Below are 18,354 nucleotides of genomic sequence, written 5' to 3'. Positions count from 1 at the left end.
TTCGGCCGCCCTTGTGCATTCCGAAATCTCCCTCCAAGTCCCATGACCTTGCCCACCACGCTGGCCGAATGGCTCGATCACTGCGAGCGCCTGCACCCCAAGAACATCGACATGGGCCTCGCACGCAGCGAGGAGATGAAGCGCCGCCTGAACCTTGAGTTCAAGGTGCCGGTCATCACCGTCGCGGGCACCAACGGCAAGGGCTCGACCTGCACGATGATCGAGTCGATCGGCCTGCATGCGGGCTACAAGGTCGGGCTCTACATCAAGCCGCACTTCGTGCATTTCGAAGAGCGCTGTCGCGTCAACGGCGCGATGGTGTCGGCCAACGACCTGCTGCCGCACTTCGAAGCGGTGGAAAAGGCGCGCGGGGACATGCCGCTTACCTACTTCGAGTTCACCAGCCTGGCGATATTTCGCCTGCTCTCAATGGCGGACTTGGACCTGGTGATCCTGGAGGTGGGCCTGGGCGGCCGGCTCGACACGGTGAACGTGATCGACACCGACTGCGCCGTCATCACCAGCATCGCGCTTGACCACATGGAATACCTCGGCCCCGACCGCGAGGCCATCGGCCGCGAGAAGGCGGCGATCATGCGGCCGGGCAGGCCCGCGATCTTCAGCGACCCGGTGCCGCCTGCCAGCGTGGGTGAGTACGCAAGGAGCGTGGGCGCCCATCTCTGGCAGATCGGCGTCGACTTCAACTTCGCCGGCGACAAGCAGCAGTGGGGCTGGGCCGGCCGTGGCCGCCGCTACAGCGGGCTGGCTTACCCGGCCTTGCGTGGCGCGAACCAGTTGCTCAACGCCTCGGGCGCGATTGCGGCGTTCGAGGCCTTGCGTGACCGATTGCCGATCAACGCGCAGGCCATCCGCAGCGGCCTTGCGACACTGGAGTTGCCAGGCCGCTTTCAGATCGTGCCCGGCCAGCCGACGCTCGTGCTCGATGTGGCCCACAACCCGCACGCGGTTGGCGCGCTATTCGAAAACCTCGACCAGATGGGCTTCTTCCCGCGCACGCATGCCGTCTTCGGCGTGATGGCCGACAAGGACATGGCGGCCATCTTCACGCGGATGGCGCCGCTGGTCGACCACTGGTATTTTTGCGATCTGCCGATCCCGCGTGCAGCGCCGGCGCAGCAGCTCGCCGACTTGCACCGCGCGCTGGCGCCCAAGGGGCCTGGGCCGGTGACGACGTCAATGCATGCAAGCCCTTCGGAAGCACTCCGTGCGGCGGTCGCCGCAGCAGACCCCACTGATAGAATCGTGGTCTTCGGCTCGTTCTACACCGTGGGCGGCGTGCTCAAAGATGGCCTGCCCCGGTTGTCTGCCAAGCACCTCAGCTGATCACCATCCGTCGGGCCTTCGTGGCCCGCGAAGCTCGACAGTCCTCGAGCCACTTCGAACCAGCACTGCATGGGTCTGCTGTCATTTCTGAAGCGCAAGTCTGGCGAGCCCGCCGCGAGGCCGGTGGGCCTGCCCGAGTCGGTCGACTCGGTGCAGCAAGCCCGCACCCGCGCGCGGCAACGGCTCGTCGGCGCGGTGGTGCTGGTGGCAGCCGGCGTGATTGGGTTCCCCTTGCTGTTCGAGACGCAGCCGCGGCCTCTGCCCGGCAACACGCCGATCGAGATCGCCCGCAAGGACGGCAGCGTGCCGGCTGCCACACCCGCACGCACCACGCCGACCCCGCGTGCCACGGTCGCCTCGCCTGCGCCCTCTGTCATCACCGAGACGCCTGCGGAAGCGGGTCGTGAAGTGGCGCCGGCCGCGTCGGTGCCCGCGACGCCCGCGGTGCCGGTGCCCAAACCAGAACCCAAGCCCGAGCCCAAGCCCACAGAACCAAAACCGCCTGCCGAAGCCAAGCCGGCCGCGAAACCGGAGGCCAAACCCGCTGCCGAAGGCGCGCGTGCCCAGGCGCTGCTCGAAGGCAAGCCCGCCGCCTCCAAGCCTGCTGTCGCAGACGGGCGCTTCGTCGTGCAGGTTGGTGCTTTTGCCGAAGTCACCGCGGCACGCGAAGCGCGCCAGAAGGTCGAGAAGCTCGGGCTCAAGACCTACACCCAGTTGGTCGAAACCTCCACCGGCAAGCGCATCCGCGTGCGTGTCGGGCCCTTTGCGTCGCGCGACGAAGCCGAGAAGGCGTCCACCAAGATCAAGTCGGCCGGCCTGAGGCTCGGCGGTCTACACGCTCTGACGACAGGCCATGCAATGGGTGGACCTCGTCATGCTGGGCATCCTGGCGATCTCGGTGATCGTCGGGCTGGTGCGTGGCTTCGTGTTCGAGGTCCTGTCGCTCGCTGGTTGGCTGGTGGCCTATCTGGTGGCGCGTTGGTTTGCCGCCGACGTGGCGGTGCACATTCCGGTCGGCAAACCCGGCTCGGCGGTCAACCATGCAGTGGGCTTCGTCGCCCTCTTCATTGCCGTGCTGCTGCTGTGGGCGATCGTGTCCCGTCTGCTGCGCTTTCTCATCCATGCGTCGCCGCTCAGCCTTCCCGATCGGGCGCTTGGCGCGGGTTTCGGCCTTCTGCGCGGGCTGGTGCTGCTGCTAGCGGCTGCGACCGTGATCATGGTCACACCACTCGCCAAATCGCCTCCCTGGCGGGCCTCGCAAGGGGCACAGTGGCTCCATTCGGCGCTGGACGGCTTGCGTCCCTTGCTTCCGCCCCAACTTTCGACCCATCTTCCGAACCACGTGCCGGCCGCATCGGGCGGGGCTCGCTGATTCCCAAGGCATTTCCCAAGGATTTCTGATCATGTGTGGCATCGTCGGCGTCATCTCCAAGAGCCCGGTCAACCAGCTGATCTACGACGCGCTGCTGCTTTTGCAGCACCGTGGGCAGGACGCTGCGGGCATCGTCACGATGCAGGGCACCAAGTGCTTCATGCACAAGGCGCGGGGCATGGTGCGCGACGTGTTCCGCACCCGCAACATGCGGGCGCTGCCGGGCCCGGTGGGCCTGGGCCAGGTGCGCTACCCGACGGCGGGCAACGCCTACAGCGAGGAAGAGGCGCAGCCTTTCTACGTGAATGCGCCCTTCGGCATCGTGCTCGTGCACAACGGCAACCTGACCAATGCCCTGGCGCTGAAGGAAGAACTCTTCGCCATCGACCGCCGCCACATCAACACCACCAGCGATACCGAGGTGCTGATCAACGTGCTCGCGCACGAGCTGGAAATGGCGGCGCGCGACCTGCCGCTCACACCCGACGAGATCTTCAAGGCCGTGAGCGCCGTTCACAAGCGCATCAAGGGCTCGTACGCGGTGGTGGCGCTGATCGCCGGCCACGGCCTGCTCGCGTTCCGCGATCCGTATGGCATCCGGCCGCTGGTATTCGGTGAGGGCGTGACGGCCGAGGGCCGCGAGGTGATGGTGGCTAGCGAATCGGTGGCCATCGAAGGCACCGGCCACACCGTGACGCGCGACGTCGCGCCGGGTGAGGCGATCTTCATCGACCTCGACGGCAACGTGCACGCTAGGCAATGCGCGGAGACGCCCACGCTCAATCCCTGCATGTTCGAGTTCGTCTACCTCGCGCGGCCCGATTCGGTGATGGACGGCATTTCGGTCTACCAGGCCCGCCTGAACATGGGCGAGACGCTGGCGCAACGCGTGATCTCTACCATCCGCCCGAACGAGATCGACGTGGTGATTCCCATTCCGGAATCGAGCCGCCCCTCGGCCATGCAGCTCGCGCAAAAGCTCGGCAAGCCGTACCGCGAAGGCTTTGTGAAGAACCGCTACGTCGGCCGCACCTTCATCATGCCGGGGCAGGGCATGCGCAAGAAGTCGGTGCGCCAGAAGCTCAACACCATCGGGATGGAGTTCAAGGGCCGCAACGTGCTGCTGGTCGACGACTCCATCGTGCGCGGCACCACCTCGAAGGAGATCGTGCAGATGGCGCGCGATGCCGGTGCCCGCAAGGTCTACATGGCCTCGGCTGCGCCGCCGGTGCGCTACCCGAACGTCTACGGCATCGACATGCCGACGAAGGAAGAGTTGATCGCCCACAACCGCAGCATCGAAGAGATCCGCGAGTTCATCGGTGCCGATGCGCTGATCTATCAGGACGTGGACGCGATGAAGAAGGTGGTGGGAGCGCTCAACGGCAAGCTCAGCGGCTTTGAAGCGTCTTGCTTTGACGGCCACTACGTGACGGGTGACGTTTCGAGCGCCGACTTCGACGCAATGGCCTCGCAGCGCTCGTCGCAGCCCGATGAAGAAGAGGGCAACGACCGCACGCGGCTGGCCCTGCAAAGCACCAACGAGCGTTCCTGACCCGCCCGTACCCCGAAGGCATGACCCAAAAGATCCGCACCCGCATCGCTCCGTCGCCCACCGGCTTTCTGCATCTCGGCACGGCTCGCACCGCCCTGTATTCGTGGGGCTATGCCCGCCACCATGGCGGCGAGTTCGTGCTGCGCATCGAAGACACCGACGTCGCCCGTTCGACGCAGGATTCCGTCGACCAGATCCTCGCGTCGATGAAATGGCTCGGCCTCGACTACGACGAAGGCCCGGTCTACCAGATGCAGCGTCTGGGCCGCTACCGCGAAGTCGTCGACCAGATGATCGCGAAGGGTCAGGCCTATCGCTGCTACACGACGCCGGCCGAACTTGACGTGATGCGCGAAGCGCAAAAAGCGCGCGGCGAGAAGACCCACTACGACGGTCGCTGGCGTCCCGAGCCCGGCAAGGTCCTGCCCGAGCCGCCGGCGGGTGTGCAGCCGGTGATCCGCTTCGCCAACCCGAAGGATGGCGTCGTCACCTGGAATGACCTCTGCAAGGGTCCGATCACCATCTCCAACCATGAGATCGACGACCTGATCATCATGCGCGCCGACGGCGTGCCCACCTACAACTTCGCCGTGGTGGTCGATGACTGGGACATGCAGATCAGCCATGTCTTCCGTGGCGACGAGCACGTCAACAACACGCCCTGGCAGATCAACATCTTCAACGCGCTCGGTGCACCGCTGCCGCATTTCGGCCACGTGCCGGTGATCCTCGGCGACGACGGCCAGAAGCTCTCGAAGCGCCGCGGCGCGGTGAGCGTCACGGCCTACGAAGAAAACGGCTTCCTGCCAGAAGGCATGCTCAACTACCTCGCGCGCCTGGGCTGGAGCCATGGCGACGAAGAAGCTCTTCACGCGCGAGCAGTTCATCTCGTGGTTCGACGGCTCGCACCTGTCGAAGAGCCCGGCCCAATGGGACGCCGCCAAGCTCGCCTGGGTCAACGCGCACTACATCAAGACCATCGACGAGCAGCGCCTGTCGTCGCTCGTGGTCGACCAACTGAAGCGCCGCGGCATCGACGTCACGGTCGCGGCCGTGGCCCGCACGGTGCCCCTCTTCAAGGATCGCTGTAGCACGACCGTCGAATTGGCCGACTGGGTGCAGATGTATTTCTCCGAAGTGTCACCCACTGCCGAAGACCTGGCTGCCCATGTCACCGAGCTCGTGAAGCCGGCCATTCCCACGCTGCGCAGCAAGTTCGAAGGTGCCGAATGGGCCAAGCCCGCCATCGCTGCGGCGATCAAGGAAACACTGGTCGCTCACGGCCTGAAAATGCCCCAGCTGGCGCATGCCGTGCGTGTGCTGGTGTGCGGTCGCGCGCAGACGCCGTCGCTCGATGCAGTGCTCGAACTGTTCCCGAAAGACACCGTTCTTTCGCGTTTGCAGCAGGCCTGAAAATCTGTCTATAATCGCGGTCTCGCTTGAACAGTGTGACTCGTTGAAGTTTGCAGAAGTTTTGCAAAACACCACGGGGGTATAGCTCAGCTGGGAGAGCGCTTGCATGGCATGCAAGAGGTCAGCGGTTCGATCCCGCTTACCTCCACCAACAAAACGGTGGCGCACGGTTCAAGAGAATCTCGAAAGAGATTGCGAAGGTTTAAGTCCCCTTCGTCTAGAGGCCTAGGACACCACCCTTTCACGGTGATTACAGGGGTTCGAATCCCCTAGGGGACGCCAAGTTTGATGGCGCTTGTGCAGAGATGCAGAAGCCATCTGGAGTGGTAGTTCAGTTGGTTAGAATACCGGCCTGTCACGCCGGGGGTCGCGGGTTCGAGCCCCGTCCACTCCGCCAAACAAATCAACGGGTTAGCTTGGAAACGAGCTAACCCGTTTTTCTTTGTCCGTGCTGAGGGGTAAACCGAGGGGTAAACCGTTTTGCGGCTCAGAGCGGCTTCCAGCGGACGTTCGCGGACAGATGTGGATCTCATCGAGGGGGTCTCTTCGCTGCCTCGCGCTCAAGCTGGAGGTTCACGATCCACTGCGTGATCTCTTCGTCTACCCAGGCACTCGCCTTGCCGATCTTCACTGGCGACGGAAACTTTCCGTCCTTGATCAGTCCGTATATCTTGGTTCGCCGCATGCCAACGCGTGCACTGACAGCGGGTAGTCGCAACAACACGCCAGCCCTGAGTGACTGGTTTGAAAGCTCTGCTGGGCGGTCGATTGACGTCAGAGCCTCGGGAACACGATCAGCAGGCATAGCTTTCTCCGAAGACGTATGCGCTCCAAAGCGTCGAAAGGGCTATGCGAGCGCATCTTCATCATCAGGGAGACAAGTCAAAAACCAATGCTTCTTATAAACGTGCAGGAGGCGAATTTGCATGCTTCCAACGAATCAAGCACCATGCGTAGATACGGCGTGGCTACTGCACTTGGGCTCGGATGGGCGCAATCGAACTGCGGCTGGTTGATCCAACTCGTGATGGAAGCGAGGTTCCCTTGGGGTGGACTGCGTATCGATCGATTAAGACCGTCTTCGAAATGCTGAATGAAGAGGTCGAATCACTCATGGGCGCCGAGGGGCTGAGCCGTCGAGAGGCTCAGGACGAGCAACTCCGGCGCGCAATGGCTGCACTCGATCAGGTCCAAAACTCGAAAGAGCATTGAGTGATCGAGGCTTGCTTGCTCGTCGTCTCGCTTGCCTTGGTGTGGATCTGGTTCCGGTTCGCAAGGCCTGCCAACGAACATGAGCGTCATCAACTCCAGGCGCTGGGTTCCGAATGTGATGAAGCAGATGTGATCGCCAGCGCTGCTCTGATTTCAAAGAGCTTGAGTGTGAGTCAGTGGCGAATCGCAATGCGAGGTGCAGCGCGCGCGACTGTGCAGCGCTCGTTCAACCACAAGATGGCCGCCGAGACGGCGAGAAGGGTTCAGAGCTGATCCATTCCCACTAACTTCTCACATCTCCATTGAGTCGCACCAGCAGGTGCATGCGCAGCGCATTCGCTGCACTGACCAATGGAGAAGTCATGGAAGAACGGCGTTTGAATAGGCGGCAACTGCTTGCGCTTCGGCGCAGCTGGCGAAAGCAGCTCGGCTGGACGCAAGTGAGCGATTGGACTTGTTTCGTCGAGGCAGTTCCGGCAGAGCGCTTTGAAGCATCCTGGCTGAAGCGATGGGAACGAGTGATGAGATTGCTGAAACTCAGCTATGCAGGCACTGCGTACCCTGGACACCTTGATGTGACGGTCGCCGCACATTGCGAGTACAGGCGGTTCGACCAAAAGATCAAGTCTCTGAAGGGATGGCTGAAGGCCACGTCGGCGGACTGGATCGTTTCAAGTCCGTTTGACGCCGATCGCTTGCGAGAGGCACTCGGCGAAGACGTCATTTCGCGCATCAAGGGGCATACCCGGTGGCGTGGGCTGAATCGATAGCCCGCGCCGCGATGAGACGGCAGGTTCGACTCTCGGATGAACCCATCACCATCGTTGATCAATCCTCTCAACGAACAGACCGTTCCTGCTCGCGTCATCTGGAGCTGACGCACTAGGTGACATCCGGGCGCTGAGATACCCACCGGCGGCGTCTGCGTGGCAGGCGCCACGCCGCCCGTGGATATCTGCACTCTGCAGTTCAACCCTGCAGGTAGTTGTAGTGCTCGGCTGTCCACACAGCGGCATGGATCAGGTCTCCAGTGGGCCGTGCTCCAAGCGCCGCAGTCCGCCAGTAGGGCAGCGCCGCTCTTCGGTCGCCGCGCATGAAATGGTCGTCATACCGCAAGGCCCACTTCTTGCCATCCTGGGAGAACACCTCGAACGAAAAGAGCCCCGCCCGCCCGCGGTATGACAGATTGAATGACCAGCGTCGGCCCTCGTCGCTGTCATACAGATTCACATTGCCGCTGTCCCATCCGTCGTCCATGAGCTTCAGCGTTGCTTCATGCAGCTCAGCATCTCGAGTCTCCCTTGCGATATGGAGAAGCTCCGATGGTGGTAGGCCGGTGGTCGATTTGTCGTCCATGACAAGAAAGTGCTTCGACGTCAGCCAGGGCGAGACATAGCGAACCCCTGTCTTCTCCCACTTCTTGCCTGGCTCCTTGGACCACAGCGGCCAGGTGGAATCTGCGAGCAACTCTCCGATGCTGTTGCGGATCTCCTGTCGCGCGCAGATCCAGAACACGACTATGTTGAGTTGTATGGCCGCGAGCAGTGCGTCTTGCAGTTCCTGATCGGATTTCTTGGTTCGCTCGTATTCGATGGCGAACTCCTGTCCTTCGAAGTTGAGCAACGCGTCGACGACCTTCTTTCCCTTCTGGCCCTCCCGCAGGGTGTAGTGGGTGCCGACGAGGGCCGCTCCTTTCGCCATGAAGCGGGCAGCCGTGCGGGCAACCTCTGCGTCGTGGTCAAGGTGACCAGACTCCAAGGAAGAAGGGGACTTCGGATATGGATGAACCACAACTTCTGGGTGCCTCGTTGCTTCGACCACGCCCTTCGGGGTCAGCATCCAGACGATCCGCTCGCGAAGGGCAGAAGTTGCCTTCAGCTCTACGACCTGTACCAGTCCGTTCGCCACCATCCGCGCGAGCAGATGACTGGCGTTATCGAGGTCGATGTCGAGCAGGGTGGCGAGTGCCTGGCGACTGACCACGTGGGTCATGTAGATTAGGGCGAGGGCCCTTTGGACCTTCTCCAGTCCACGGGTGCGCGCGGCCGGACCCGCAAGAAGAGATTCCTTGTTGCTCATATGACGGCGTTGAGTTGTGGGAGCCGTCACTGTCACCCGAGAGCGCCCGAAAGCAATGCTTCTTATACGCCGCCTCTGCTCACTTTCGTCCTCGAGTCGCGGTTGCTAGCAACTAGCCGTGTAGCCTGCCATCTACTGGCTTGCTTATGTCTAGAGCAGCTCACCTGGCTGCTGGGTATTAGTTCTGAAAATTGCCGCTCTTGTCGGGCGCGGGTTGCTCGAAATCGTCGTCGACCCGCACTTGCTAGCAACTAGCTATTGAGCGTGATGTGCACTAGCTTGCTTATGTCTAGAACAGAGTTTGCTCGTTTGCTGGCTACTAGTACGCTAGTCCATCAGCTGTGGAGCTCCGTCAATTCCCCCGATGCCTCTCCGTCCGCGGGGATGACGGAGCAGTCGACGGATTGCTTGATGGCAGGGTTCCCTGTGGCACCCGCGGCTCTTCGGGGCGGCTGGACGCCGCCCACGCCGCGTAGCCCCGCTGGACGCGGGGCTTGCCACCGCCAGTGTGCTGGGCGCGCCTCCCCCTCCCGTGACCTGCGGCCACGGGCCCCGCTTCGCGGGGGAACCCGGCTCTGCCGGCTCCTTTCTCGTCATGTGCTGCGCACATGTCGCTCCAGTCGGCCCTTCGGGCTGCGGCTGCACGCCGCACCGCAGACCCGGGTTCCCCCGCGCCTAGGGCTCGGGGGAGGCGGGGGCTGCGCCCCCGCGGCAGGCACCGGCGCTGGGGCGCCTCAAACGGCTGGGGCCGTTTGTGCCAGTCCGCGGCGCCCCCGGCCTGAACCTGACCCCGCTGGGGCGGGGGCGCAGGTTCAGGGGCTGCGCGGCGCCGGCCGCTTGCCCCGCCGCGTTGCGGCGGCTCCCGCGATGGTCTTGCTCGGGTGGCCGGTTGGACCCCAAGTTGTGGCCACTGGTCTCACGTGGGTGCACCTACGTCGTCTAGTGGGATGACGCTCTTGGAAGGGCTCCTTGTTAGTACTGGCCATCCGACGCTACAGGCGTCGCCAAACGTGCAGACGCTGCCTGAAAGACGGAGTGCCATCCGTGGTTCTGGTGCGGGGGAGGCAAGGTGTGCCCGCGCTGAAGGGCGACCTCCTGTGCTGGGAAGGCCCGCAACGCAGCGGGTGCGGACCTCTTATTGGACTGAGCTGAAGTCCGCTCTAGACTGGGTGCTGCCGGTCGGATTAGGCCGATGGGTGACCGCGAAGGCTCAGACCGGTCTTCCGCATGCCCGCTGCTGAATGACCGCTGCGCGCTCTTAACCGGCCAGCCCAGTGTGGCCAACCGATGACGGGTCCAGGAACGACTGCTCTTACTGGTGACGATCGGTCGAATCCGACCCTGAGCCGGCACACGCCCTCTCGATCTCGTTGCTCTCGAACCGCCGTTCGGACACGCGCACACGACGGCCGACGACCTGGTCAACAAGGTCGTCCAGCACTTCTGCGACGAGCATGCCGAGCGCTACCTGCTCGCGTTCGTCTACGGATACCTCGGTGACCACGACCTGCTGAAGGTGCGCACCGACGCCGAGAAGTTCCTGATGCTGGCCGCACTCCACCTCGTGGAGTGTGTCGCCTTCGTTGGGCCCCATACCACCACCTGAACATCACGGCCGCAATGCCGGGTCAAGATGGGATGGCGACACGCTCACGGCACTGGGGAACGGCGCTTGAAGAAGCTGTCGTGGCCGGTAAAGGGCCCGGCACTCGAGACCTACCGTCACCGGCTCACCTCGTTTGCTGGTACCGCGCCGTTCGTCTATTAAATTTCGCGTCCACAGCGAGAACTGACAAATCGTGTTGCCTGAGCCTATAGCCTCAATCACCACTCGGCTCATTCAGGTCCACAACGAAGGGGTCGTCAGTGAAGTCAAGCTCGTTCATGCTCCCATCCCCACCAGAGCCCCAATCATCCCTATCCGCTGGTCCCCAGTCCTCGCGGGCCCTTCCAGATCCACCGTAGTAACCGCGGTCACGTGAACGGTCCTCAGAGCTTCGCCGCGCACCTGTTTGATTGCCATGCACCTGTTCCTCCCCTCGCGTAAGCGTCAAAAACCGCCGAACCCGATCTTGCTGCGCAACGGTCGATGCCCAAGAGTAACCGGCGCTTACCTGCCTCCGGCCAGCGGCGTCGTCGGCCGGAATCGGGAAGTGCTTGTAGAGTCGCCGCACAACGTCGTCGAGCGACTCCTGCCCATCCCGGTAGCGCGTGATCCCATAGTCAATGTCGCGAACAAGCTGGTAGCCAGCGTTCGCTGCCTCGTAGACAAGAGTGGGAATTTCCAGGGCTTGATAGACCGCTCCGGCACCGTAGTTGCCGGTCACCTTCCCATTGAACCAGGAACTGTCCTCTCCACCGCGACGTAAACCATCTGGCAACGTTTTGGGATCACCGACCCCCCTCAACCTGAGGAACTCATATACGAGCTGGTATCTATCGATCAGACCAAGCCTCTCAGTCGAAATGGCAATGAGTCTCTGGCCAACGGATGGATCGTAGCGATCCACTCGGCTGGCCTCCCAAAGGCGCACACTTCGTACGCTGTTGATGTCGCCGGATCGCCCGGACTTGGCCTCGACGACATCGATCAACCTTCGGATCCGCCCGTCAAACACAGCAGACTCGGTCAGCTTGACCGTTGGTGTGTAGAGTGTCGCGAGCCCATTCGAGGAAACGTAGCCAGAGCTCGCCTGCGCACGCGGTATCAGCGGGTCCGCACAAGCGCTGCCGATTGTCACTGCACATAGAACGAAGAGAAGCGAGAACGCCAACGCTTTCATCGCTTGATCAACTCGACAGAAGCCGAACCCCCAAGCGGCAAGGAACCGGCGAGGAGTAGGAGGTACGTCCTAGGTCCTCCATTGACAAGACCAAGCGTGCTCAGCGCCTTCACTGCCGCACGCGAATCACTAGCCGCCGCGAAGCTCAGTCACGTCGAGTGCATAGCCTTCCACGTCTTCTACTACTGCAGTGATCTCGTACCCAGACCAAGTGCGCTCGGCATTGAGTACCGTGCATTGAAAGCGTCTGCCGGTGGCCACGAGTGTTGAAGCCTTGCCGAGAAAAGCCCTCACACTAGAACGAACGTCGTCTGGCAGTTGGGCGTCGTCAGCGGGGGAGAGCGGAACTGGGCCGCTGGCCTTAACCTTGCACGGGCCCACATGCCCGATCGACGGACGATCGCGCTGCGTCCAAACGATCTCTCTCCCCATACTTGGAGAGAACGTGAACAACACATCGCCTGGTGCGACCAGTTCTCCTTGAGCCTTCATAACGCTGACCACCACACCGAGAATCTCAGGCTCTGCCGCACCATTGCCATCACGCAATACTGTCAACTCCCTTAGCGCCCGGAGTTCGGCAAGCTTCTGACCAATCTCTTGATAGATGATCTCGCGACCCTGTGCATGACGCTCATGCAGCAGCGGATCACTGATCGAAAGTAGCGCAACCCCATCAGGACTTGGGAGGCCGTCGACCATCCCCTTTGCTTCCAGCTTCGATAGGCGATCAAAGAGCAGAAGATCCAATTTGAGGCGCTCAGATCCCGATGAACTGCCACTCGCGCGACCGACTACTCTGGCTTGAAGAAGCTGAGTGTCGTTCATGAGTTGTTCGTACGTGTACTTTGGGCCTCGTTCAGTCACCTTGAGGAGCTTGCCCTCATATCGAAGCCGAGGGCGATCCGATCGCATTGCCCAGTAGACGTTCTCAAGCGCCCTCGCGCTGTTTTGCTCGCTGTTGACACTAACGGAGCGCAGCCGGACGCGGAGGTTCTTGAATGAAATCTTGTCGTTGTCACTTAGATTCGTAGCGTCAACCACTTGGTTGAATGCCACTGCCGCAGCAGAGGCGTCGCCCGACGTGGCCGCACTTGATGCGTCGTCGGCGAGCTTTCTTCTCAGATCATTGGACTGCGCAAGAACCTCATATTCCCGACACTCGGCCTGCCACTGGGACGCAATCCTTTGTACCGCTCCTGGATCCGATCTCTCAATGCCGAGCTTTTCTGCAGCCAGCTCGACATAGGTCCGAAATGTTATGGAACGCGAAAGACCATCTTTCAAGGACCGGAACATCTTCTCGTACTTCGTGCAGACGCCCTGGGCCTCCCCAGGCCTCAAGTAGGTGTCATTTAAGGCAACCTCGCTAGGGACGGTCCTAAAAGCTTCAAGCGAGGCATTGCGCCAGTCCTCGTTGGTCTCTCTAGCTCGGACTAGAGCCTGATGAACCTGCACGGCAAGAACTGTGCTTCGCAGTCTTTCCATAGGGACAGCTCGCAAGGATGGATTCATCTTGATCAGAACGCCAATCGCGGCATCGATGTCTTCCGCGCTGGCCTGAGACGTTCCGGCAAGCCTACCCACTTCACCGTACTCAGTGCGCTGCAGGAGCTTCGCAATCTCTTGCTGCAGCGAACGTTCGACGCCCATCTCGCCAAAGCCAACATCCCAAGGGGCGGTCTCAATTGGTCGAAGCCTGGGTGGCAGAAGCGCGAGCAAGGCTGAGATCTCCCTTTCGGCTCTCGATCCCGGCGAGTTGCGACCTCACTTACTACGCGCACCCTCGCATTCCGACCGTAGACCATTCCGACTGACTCACCTTCGGACGGAACCCGTGAGACAGCGCCCGGATAGGCGGCAACGACCGGCAGCGCCGGCAAAGCGGCCAGGTTGGCATCAAGTGCATGAATGTTTGCCGAATTTGCCAAGAGGGCAACGGCAATGGAGCAAGTCCTCAAGTCCATGCGGGGCCTCACGTTTTCTGCTGAGGATACGCCAGCAGCAGGTTGACTAGCTGAAATGCCCTGAAGCTGTCGGTCGTGACCGACTGCAGCTGGCCGTGACCACCCATTCAAGGCTCTCCGGGAAGCGGTCCATCGGCACGATCTTGTGGCCACTCCCGACGTTCCACTTAGCCGCATGCTGTGTGACCCTCAACTCGATGGGAGACCATCATGGGTACCACAGGAAATGCGGCTCATCACGAGCCATGGAACAAGGGCAAGATCGTCGGTCAGAAGGCGCCGTTCAAGCTGAAGGAAATTTGGGCGCTGCGTGTTCGGCTTCAGATGGAGAGCCGGGTTCGCGAACTCGCCCTGTTCAACCTAGGAATTGACAGCAAGCTGCGCGGCTGCGATCTCGTTGCCCTAAAGGTCCGGGACGTCAGCCACGGAGAACAGATGGCGTCGCGCGCCATCGTCATGCAGCACAAGACGCAGCGCCCGGTGCAGTTCGAGATCACGCAGGCCACCCGTGACTCACTCCAGGCGTGGATCAAGCAGGCTGGGCTGAAGTCAGAGGACTACCTCTTCCCCAGTCGTCTTCACGATTCACCCCACCTTGGCACTCGGCAGTACGCAAGGATCCTGGGCCACTGGGTCGACGAGCTGGGTCTGGACCGCGCCAATTATGGAACCCATTCGATGCGGCGAACGAAGGCGACGTTGATCTACAGACGCACGAAAAACCTCCGAGCAGTCCAGCTACTACTCGGCCATTCCAAACTCGAGTCGACAGTTCGCTACTTGGGGATCGAAGTGGACGATGCCCTTGAGATCTCGGAGCAAACCGAGATTTGAACAGCTGTGATTTTGGCCGCGCCTCTCCTAAGGCAAGTCAGGCGCGGCCTGCCCTCTGTTGCAACTCACTGGCGGAGTCATGCACTTCCGCTCTCTCTCATTGCCAACCTTCTCAGTCGCAGCCTGGCCTGCATGGTCCCGTCGGATGTGCTGTGTTGTTTGCGCTGCAGGCCTTGCCATGAGGTGCCGACACGGCGTGCGAGAGCTCATGCAACGCCCAGCGCGCATTGCGCGCCTGAACGCTTCGCCAGCCCGGCACGTGTCCGTTCGCGAACGCGCTCATCGCGCACGAGGTGAGTCAGCGACGCGGTCGGCGTTGCTCGTGAGGACTTCGCGATGCGAAACGTCTACTGCAGCCGCAAGGTACAGCTTTACTCGGCCTTAACCCCGCCCTGAAACTCGACCGGCTAGACTGGCGCTATGTCCCGTTGGCTCGTTGCCCTCATCGTCGCGATCCTGATCCCTTGCTACGGCTTTGCTGCCGTGGGCAAGTCGGTCGCGCTGGTGGTCGACGAGAGTGGCCATGCGTTGGCGCACTACGCCGACCAGGCGCATCACCACGATGACGAAGGCGGCATGCGCGCGGACGATTCCGACGAGTCGGCGGTGCATTTGCATGGCGACGACTGGGTCACCACCCCCGTCCTGGTCGTGCAAGCCTTGAGCCTCCAGTTCCCATCACCTGCCGACGGGGCACCGCTGCGTGTGAGCAGGCAGGCCGCCCCACCGCCCTTCATCGAAGGGCCGATACGACCTCCACGTTTCGACTCCCGTTCCTGCTAATGGCGCGCTGCGCGTGAGCGCAGCGTCTCGTTCGCGTCATGCGGTCATCGCCTTCGGGTGTGGCTGTGACGCTCGGTTCGGATCTGTCGAATGTCACTTTCAAGATTTCGCCTGTGCGCAGGCGTGGCCGCCTTGTTGGCGGCGTGCTGGTCAACCGGCTGGGCTCAGCCCGCTTCGGCGCCATCCAGTCCTTCTCCCACCTTGGCGCAGGCCGTTGATGCCGCCTGGCAGCGTGCCGTTTCTGCTGCGGAGGCGGACGGAGGCCGCGAGCGTGCCGACGCACGGCGCGCACTGGCCGGCAGCCTTCTAGCCGGCGCCCCGGCGATTGAGCTTTCCCACCGTGCCGGCCAAGGCGACAGCCGCGAGAGCGAGGTTGCCACGGCCTTGCCGCTGGCAATGCCCGGTGTGCGCAGCGCACGCCAGGCCGCGGGCGATGCCGACGTCGCACTGGCCGACGCGCACCGCCGCCACACCCGCTGGCAGATCGCAGGCCAGGTGCGCGACGCCGTCTGGGCGATCGAAGCGGCCCGCGCCGACGAGGCGCAAGCCAAGGCCCATGCCTCCACGCTTGAACAGGTCGCCAGCGATGTCGAGCGCCGGGTGCGTGCCGGTGATCTCGCGCGAGCCGATCATCTGAGCGCCCGCAGCGAGGCGCTGGCGGCTCAAGCCGTACACCGGGAGGCAGCGCTGAAGCTTGCGGACGCCCATCGACAGTGGACCCTGTTGACCGGGCTCGCGGCGCCTGCGTCTGCCCTGGCTGGCGCCGACAACGGCGACGGCAACACGATCGAGTCCCATCCGGCATTGCAATCCGCTTCACGCGCGCTGGAGCAGGCCAGACGCAATGCCGACCTAGTCACCGCCACGCGCCGCGACCCACCCGAGCTTCGTGTCGGGCTGCGGCAGGAGGCTGACGGCCCAGGCACGTCCCGGACCAGCGCGGGCATCGGGGTGCGGATTCCGTTCGGTGCCGACGTGCGCAACCGTCCGCGTGAGACCGAGGCCTGGACGGCGGTCACGCTGGCCCAACGGCAGTCCGACAACGCGCGCCTTCGTGTCGAAGCCGATCTCGCCCAGGCCAAGGCAGTGCTCGAAGCCGCACAAGCACGCGTGCAGGCCGAAGAGACACGCGACGCCCTCACACGCGAACGCAGCCAACTCGTGCGCAAGGCCTTCAACGCCGGCGACATGGGCCTGCCCGATCTGCTGCGGGCGCTGGCCACAGCCTCGACCGCACAAGCCGACCTGGCCCGGGCCCGCGCAGCGCTCGGCCTCGCGCAGTCCCGCTTGGCACACGCCCAAGGAATCACACCATGAACAACACCCACAAAATCCTTCGACACACGACCCTCGCGGCCTGCCTCTGCATCGCTGCTGCCGCCTGGGCAGGCCCAGGCGCGCACGGCCCCAACGGCGAGCACCTCGACGGCCCGGCCGGCCACAGCCACTCGGTGGCGTCGACGGCGCCACGCATGGAAACCAAGTCCGAAGACTTCGAGCTGGTCGCCACGCTCGCCGAAGACGAACTCTCGATCTTGATCGACCGTTTCGCCACCAACGAGCCGGTGCTCGGCGCCCAGGTGGAAGTGCAGACCGGACAGGTCAAGGCTGTGGCCAAGTTCCACGCGGACCATGGCGACTACGCCGTGGCCGACGAAGCCTTCCTCAAGGCCCTGGCCAGCCCGGGCGAGCATGCGCTGGTGGTGACCATCAGCACCGGCAAGGAAAGCGACCTGCTGGACGGCGTGCTCAAGGTCGAGGCCGCTTCCGCCGAGCATGCGCATGGTGTGCCGAGGTGGGCATGGGCTGGAGGCGTCGTCTTGCTGCTGCTGGGCGCAGGTGCCGTGGCCCTGCGAAGCATCCGCCGCCGTACGGCTCTCGGGAGCGCAGCATGAAGCGCTCGATCCGCTGGAGTCTCAGCGTCTTGATGATGGTCGCGACGGTGGCCATCGCGGGCCCCGGTGCGCATGGACCGAACGGCGAGCACCTCGACACGGCGGCCGGCCCCTCGGGGTCGGGGCTGGTGCGCCTGCCCGACGGCAGTGTCAACGTGCCAAAGCTGTCGCAACGACGCATGGGGCTGCGCACGGTGATCGCCCCGCTTGGCAAAGCCGCTGGATCGGTGGAGTTGAGCGGGCGCGTGGTGATGGACCCGAACGCGGGTGGGCGTGTCCAGGCCTCACACGGCGGCACCGTCGAGCCCGGTCCGCAGGGTCTGCCGGTGGCCGGCCAAGCGGTGCGCAAGGGCCAAGTGCTCGCCTTTCTGCGCCACCACGCTGAGCCTTTCGCGCAAGCCAACCAGCAGTCGCAGCTCGCCGAGCTGCGCACCGCCCGGGAAGTGGCCGAACAACGGCTGCGCCGGCTGGAATCTCTGGAGGGCACGACCCCGCGCAAGGAGATCGAAGCGGCTCGCAGCGAACTCGCCGGCCTGCAAACGCGCGAGCGCAGCATCGGTGGCAGCTTGTCGTCACGCGAGCCGGTGACCGCGCCGGTGTCGGGCGTGATCGCACGCGCCGACGTGCTGGTCGGCCAGGTGGTCGATGCACGTGAGCTGATGTTCGAGGTCGTCGACCCGGCCCGGCTGCTCGTCGAGGCGGTAGTGGCCGACCCGACGCTGGCCGCATTGTTAAGCGGGGCCGAGCTGAAGTTGCTGCCGGGTTACCGCCTGACGCCGGTAGGCGCCGCACGTGCCTTGCGCGACGGCGTGCTGCCCATCACCTTCCGCGCCACCGCGGCCAAGGACGCGGCGCCGCTTGCGATCGGTCAGCCGGTGACCGTAGTTGCGCGCCTCAAGACCGAAACCGAAGGCATCGTGCTCCCGGCCTCTGCCGTGGTGCGCAACCCGGCGAATGAGCCAGTGGTGTGGATCAAGGCGACGGCCGAACGCTTCGTGCCGCAACCGGTGCAGCTGCAGACCCTCGACGCGGCCACCGTGCTCGTGACCAAGGGTCTTGCCGCCGACAACCGCGTCGTCGTGCAAGGCGCGGCGCTGGTGAACCAGATCCGCTGAGG

15 protein-coding genes, 3 tRNA genes and 2 pseudogenes are annotated in these 18,354 nt (G+C 63.3%); 15 read left to right on the top strand and 5 right to left on the bottom strand.

Annotated elements, in window-relative coordinates; genetic code table 11:
* Positions 1 to 42 precede the first annotated feature (42 nt).
* The 8 genes and pseudogenes from folC (at position 43) to LRS03_RS09045 (ending at position 6,081) form a co-directional block, all read left to right on the top strand.
* Positions 43 to 1,344 (top strand): bifunctional tetrahydrofolate synthase/dihydrofolate synthase, encoded by a 1,302-nt coding sequence (gene folC, locus LRS03_RS09080; RefSeq protein WP_257825126.1) that lies wholly within the window; start codon positions 43 to 45, stop codon positions 1,342 to 1,344.
* Positions 1,345 to 1,413: 69 nt separating this feature from the next.
* Positions 1,414 to 2,148: pseudogene (locus LRS03_RS09075) on the top strand (SPOR domain-containing protein); the annotation flags it as partial.
* A gap of 49 nt (positions 2,149 to 2,197) precedes the next feature.
* A complete protein-coding gene (locus LRS03_RS09070; RefSeq protein ID WP_257825125.1) occupies positions 2,198 to 2,716 on the top strand; it encodes a CvpA family protein in 519 nt (172 codons plus the stop codon).
* 31 nt (positions 2,717 to 2,747) lie between these two features.
* Positions 2,748 to 4,271, top strand: a complete 1,524-nt coding sequence (gene purF, locus LRS03_RS09065) for an amidophosphoribosyltransferase (protein ID WP_257825124.1) — start codon at positions 2,748 to 2,750, stop codon at positions 4,269 to 4,271.
* Between the two features lie 20 nt (positions 4,272 to 4,291).
* Positions 4,292 to 5,684: pseudogene (gene gltX / locus LRS03_RS09060) on the top strand (glutamate--tRNA ligase).
* A gap of 75 nt (positions 5,685 to 5,759) precedes the next feature.
* Positions 5,760 to 5,835 (top strand) — tRNA-Ala (locus LRS03_RS09055).
* Between the two features lie 55 nt (positions 5,836 to 5,890).
* Positions 5,891 to 5,966 (top strand) — tRNA-Glu (locus LRS03_RS09050).
* Positions 5,967 to 6,004: 38 nt separating this feature from the next.
* Positions 6,005 to 6,081, top strand: a tRNA-Asp gene (locus tag LRS03_RS09045).
* Between the two features lie 132 nt (positions 6,082 to 6,213).
* Here LRS03_RS09045 and LRS03_RS09040 read toward each other — a convergent pair.
* Positions 6,214 to 6,489 carry an AlpA family phage regulatory protein gene (locus tag LRS03_RS09040; protein ID WP_257825123.1) on the bottom strand — a complete coding sequence of 92 codons (276 nt, stop codon included), beginning with the start codon at positions 6,487 to 6,489 and terminating at the stop codon, positions 6,214 to 6,216.
* 422 nt (positions 6,490 to 6,911) lie between these two features.
* Between LRS03_RS09040 and LRS03_RS09035 the strand changes: the two genes are divergently transcribed.
* Positions 6,912 to 7,169: a hypothetical protein gene (locus LRS03_RS09035; protein ID WP_257825122.1), complete on the top strand. Its 258-nt coding sequence runs from the start codon at positions 6,912 to 6,914 to the stop codon at positions 7,167 to 7,169.
* 50 nt (positions 7,170 to 7,219) lie between these two features.
* The gene (locus tag LRS03_RS09030) at positions 7,220 to 7,666 is read left to right on the top strand and encodes a hypothetical protein (RefSeq protein ID WP_257825121.1); all 447 of its coding nucleotides are present in this window, start codon (positions 7,220 to 7,222) and stop codon (positions 7,664 to 7,666) included.
* 199 nt (positions 7,667 to 7,865) lie between these two features.
* On the opposite strand, the gene LRS03_RS09025 is transcribed toward LRS03_RS09030, so the two are convergent.
* The 4 genes from LRS03_RS09025 to LRS03_RS09010 form a co-directional block, all read right to left on the bottom strand.
* Positions 7,866 to 8,975, bottom strand: coding sequence for a hypothetical protein (locus tag LRS03_RS09025; protein WP_257825120.1), 1,110 nt, complete (start codon positions 8,973 to 8,975; stop codon positions 7,866 to 7,868).
* A gap of 1,312 nt (positions 8,976 to 10,287) precedes the next feature.
* A complete protein-coding gene (locus tag LRS03_RS09020; RefSeq protein WP_257825119.1) occupies positions 10,288 to 10,569 on the bottom strand; it encodes a hypothetical protein in 282 nt (93 codons plus the stop codon).
* Positions 10,570 to 10,795: 226 nt separating this feature from the next.
* On the bottom strand, positions 10,796 to 11,758 hold the full coding sequence (locus LRS03_RS09015) for a hypothetical protein (RefSeq protein ID WP_257825118.1): 963 nt from the start codon (positions 11,756 to 11,758) through the stop codon (positions 10,796 to 10,798).
* Positions 11,759 to 11,887: 129 nt separating this feature from the next.
* On the bottom strand, positions 11,888 to 13,480 hold the full coding sequence (locus tag LRS03_RS09010) for a hypothetical protein (protein WP_257825117.1): 1,593 nt from the start codon (positions 13,478 to 13,480) through the stop codon (positions 11,888 to 11,890).
* A gap of 455 nt (positions 13,481 to 13,935) precedes the next feature.
* Here LRS03_RS09010 and LRS03_RS09005 point away from each other — a divergent pair, with 455 nt between their 5' ends.
* The 5 genes from LRS03_RS09005 (at position 13,936) to LRS03_RS08985 (ending at position 18,352) form a co-directional block, all read left to right on the top strand.
* The gene (locus LRS03_RS09005; protein WP_257825116.1) at positions 13,936 to 14,559 is read left to right on the top strand and encodes a tyrosine-type recombinase/integrase; all 624 of its coding nucleotides are present in this window, start codon (positions 13,936 to 13,938) and stop codon (positions 14,557 to 14,559) included.
* Positions 14,560 to 14,979: 420 nt separating this feature from the next.
* Positions 14,980 to 15,342: a hypothetical protein gene (locus tag LRS03_RS09000; protein ID WP_257825115.1), complete on the top strand. Its 363-nt coding sequence runs from the start codon at positions 14,980 to 14,982 to the stop codon at positions 15,340 to 15,342.
* A gap of 201 nt (positions 15,343 to 15,543) precedes the next feature.
* Positions 15,544 to 16,659, top strand: coding sequence for a TolC family protein (locus tag LRS03_RS08995; protein ID WP_257825114.1), 1,116 nt, complete (start codon positions 15,544 to 15,546; stop codon positions 16,657 to 16,659).
* Positions 16,656 to 17,237, top strand: a complete 582-nt coding sequence (locus LRS03_RS08990) for a hypothetical protein (RefSeq protein ID WP_257825113.1) — start codon at positions 16,656 to 16,658, stop codon at positions 17,235 to 17,237. The genes LRS03_RS08995 and LRS03_RS08990 overlap by 4 nt, the downstream gene beginning before the upstream one ends.
* Positions 17,234 to 18,352 (top strand): efflux RND transporter periplasmic adaptor subunit, encoded by a 1,119-nt coding sequence (locus tag LRS03_RS08985; protein WP_257825112.1) that lies wholly within the window; start codon positions 17,234 to 17,236, stop codon positions 18,350 to 18,352. The genes LRS03_RS08990 and LRS03_RS08985 overlap by 4 nt, the downstream gene beginning before the upstream one ends.
* Positions 18,353 to 18,354: the final 2 nt, after the last annotated feature.

This window comes from Rhizobacter sp. J219, assembly GCF_024700055.1.
Taxonomy (GTDB): Bacteria; Pseudomonadota; Gammaproteobacteria; order Burkholderiales; family Burkholderiaceae_C; genus Rhizobacter.
This window is presented reverse-complemented; position numbering and strand designations above follow the sequence as displayed.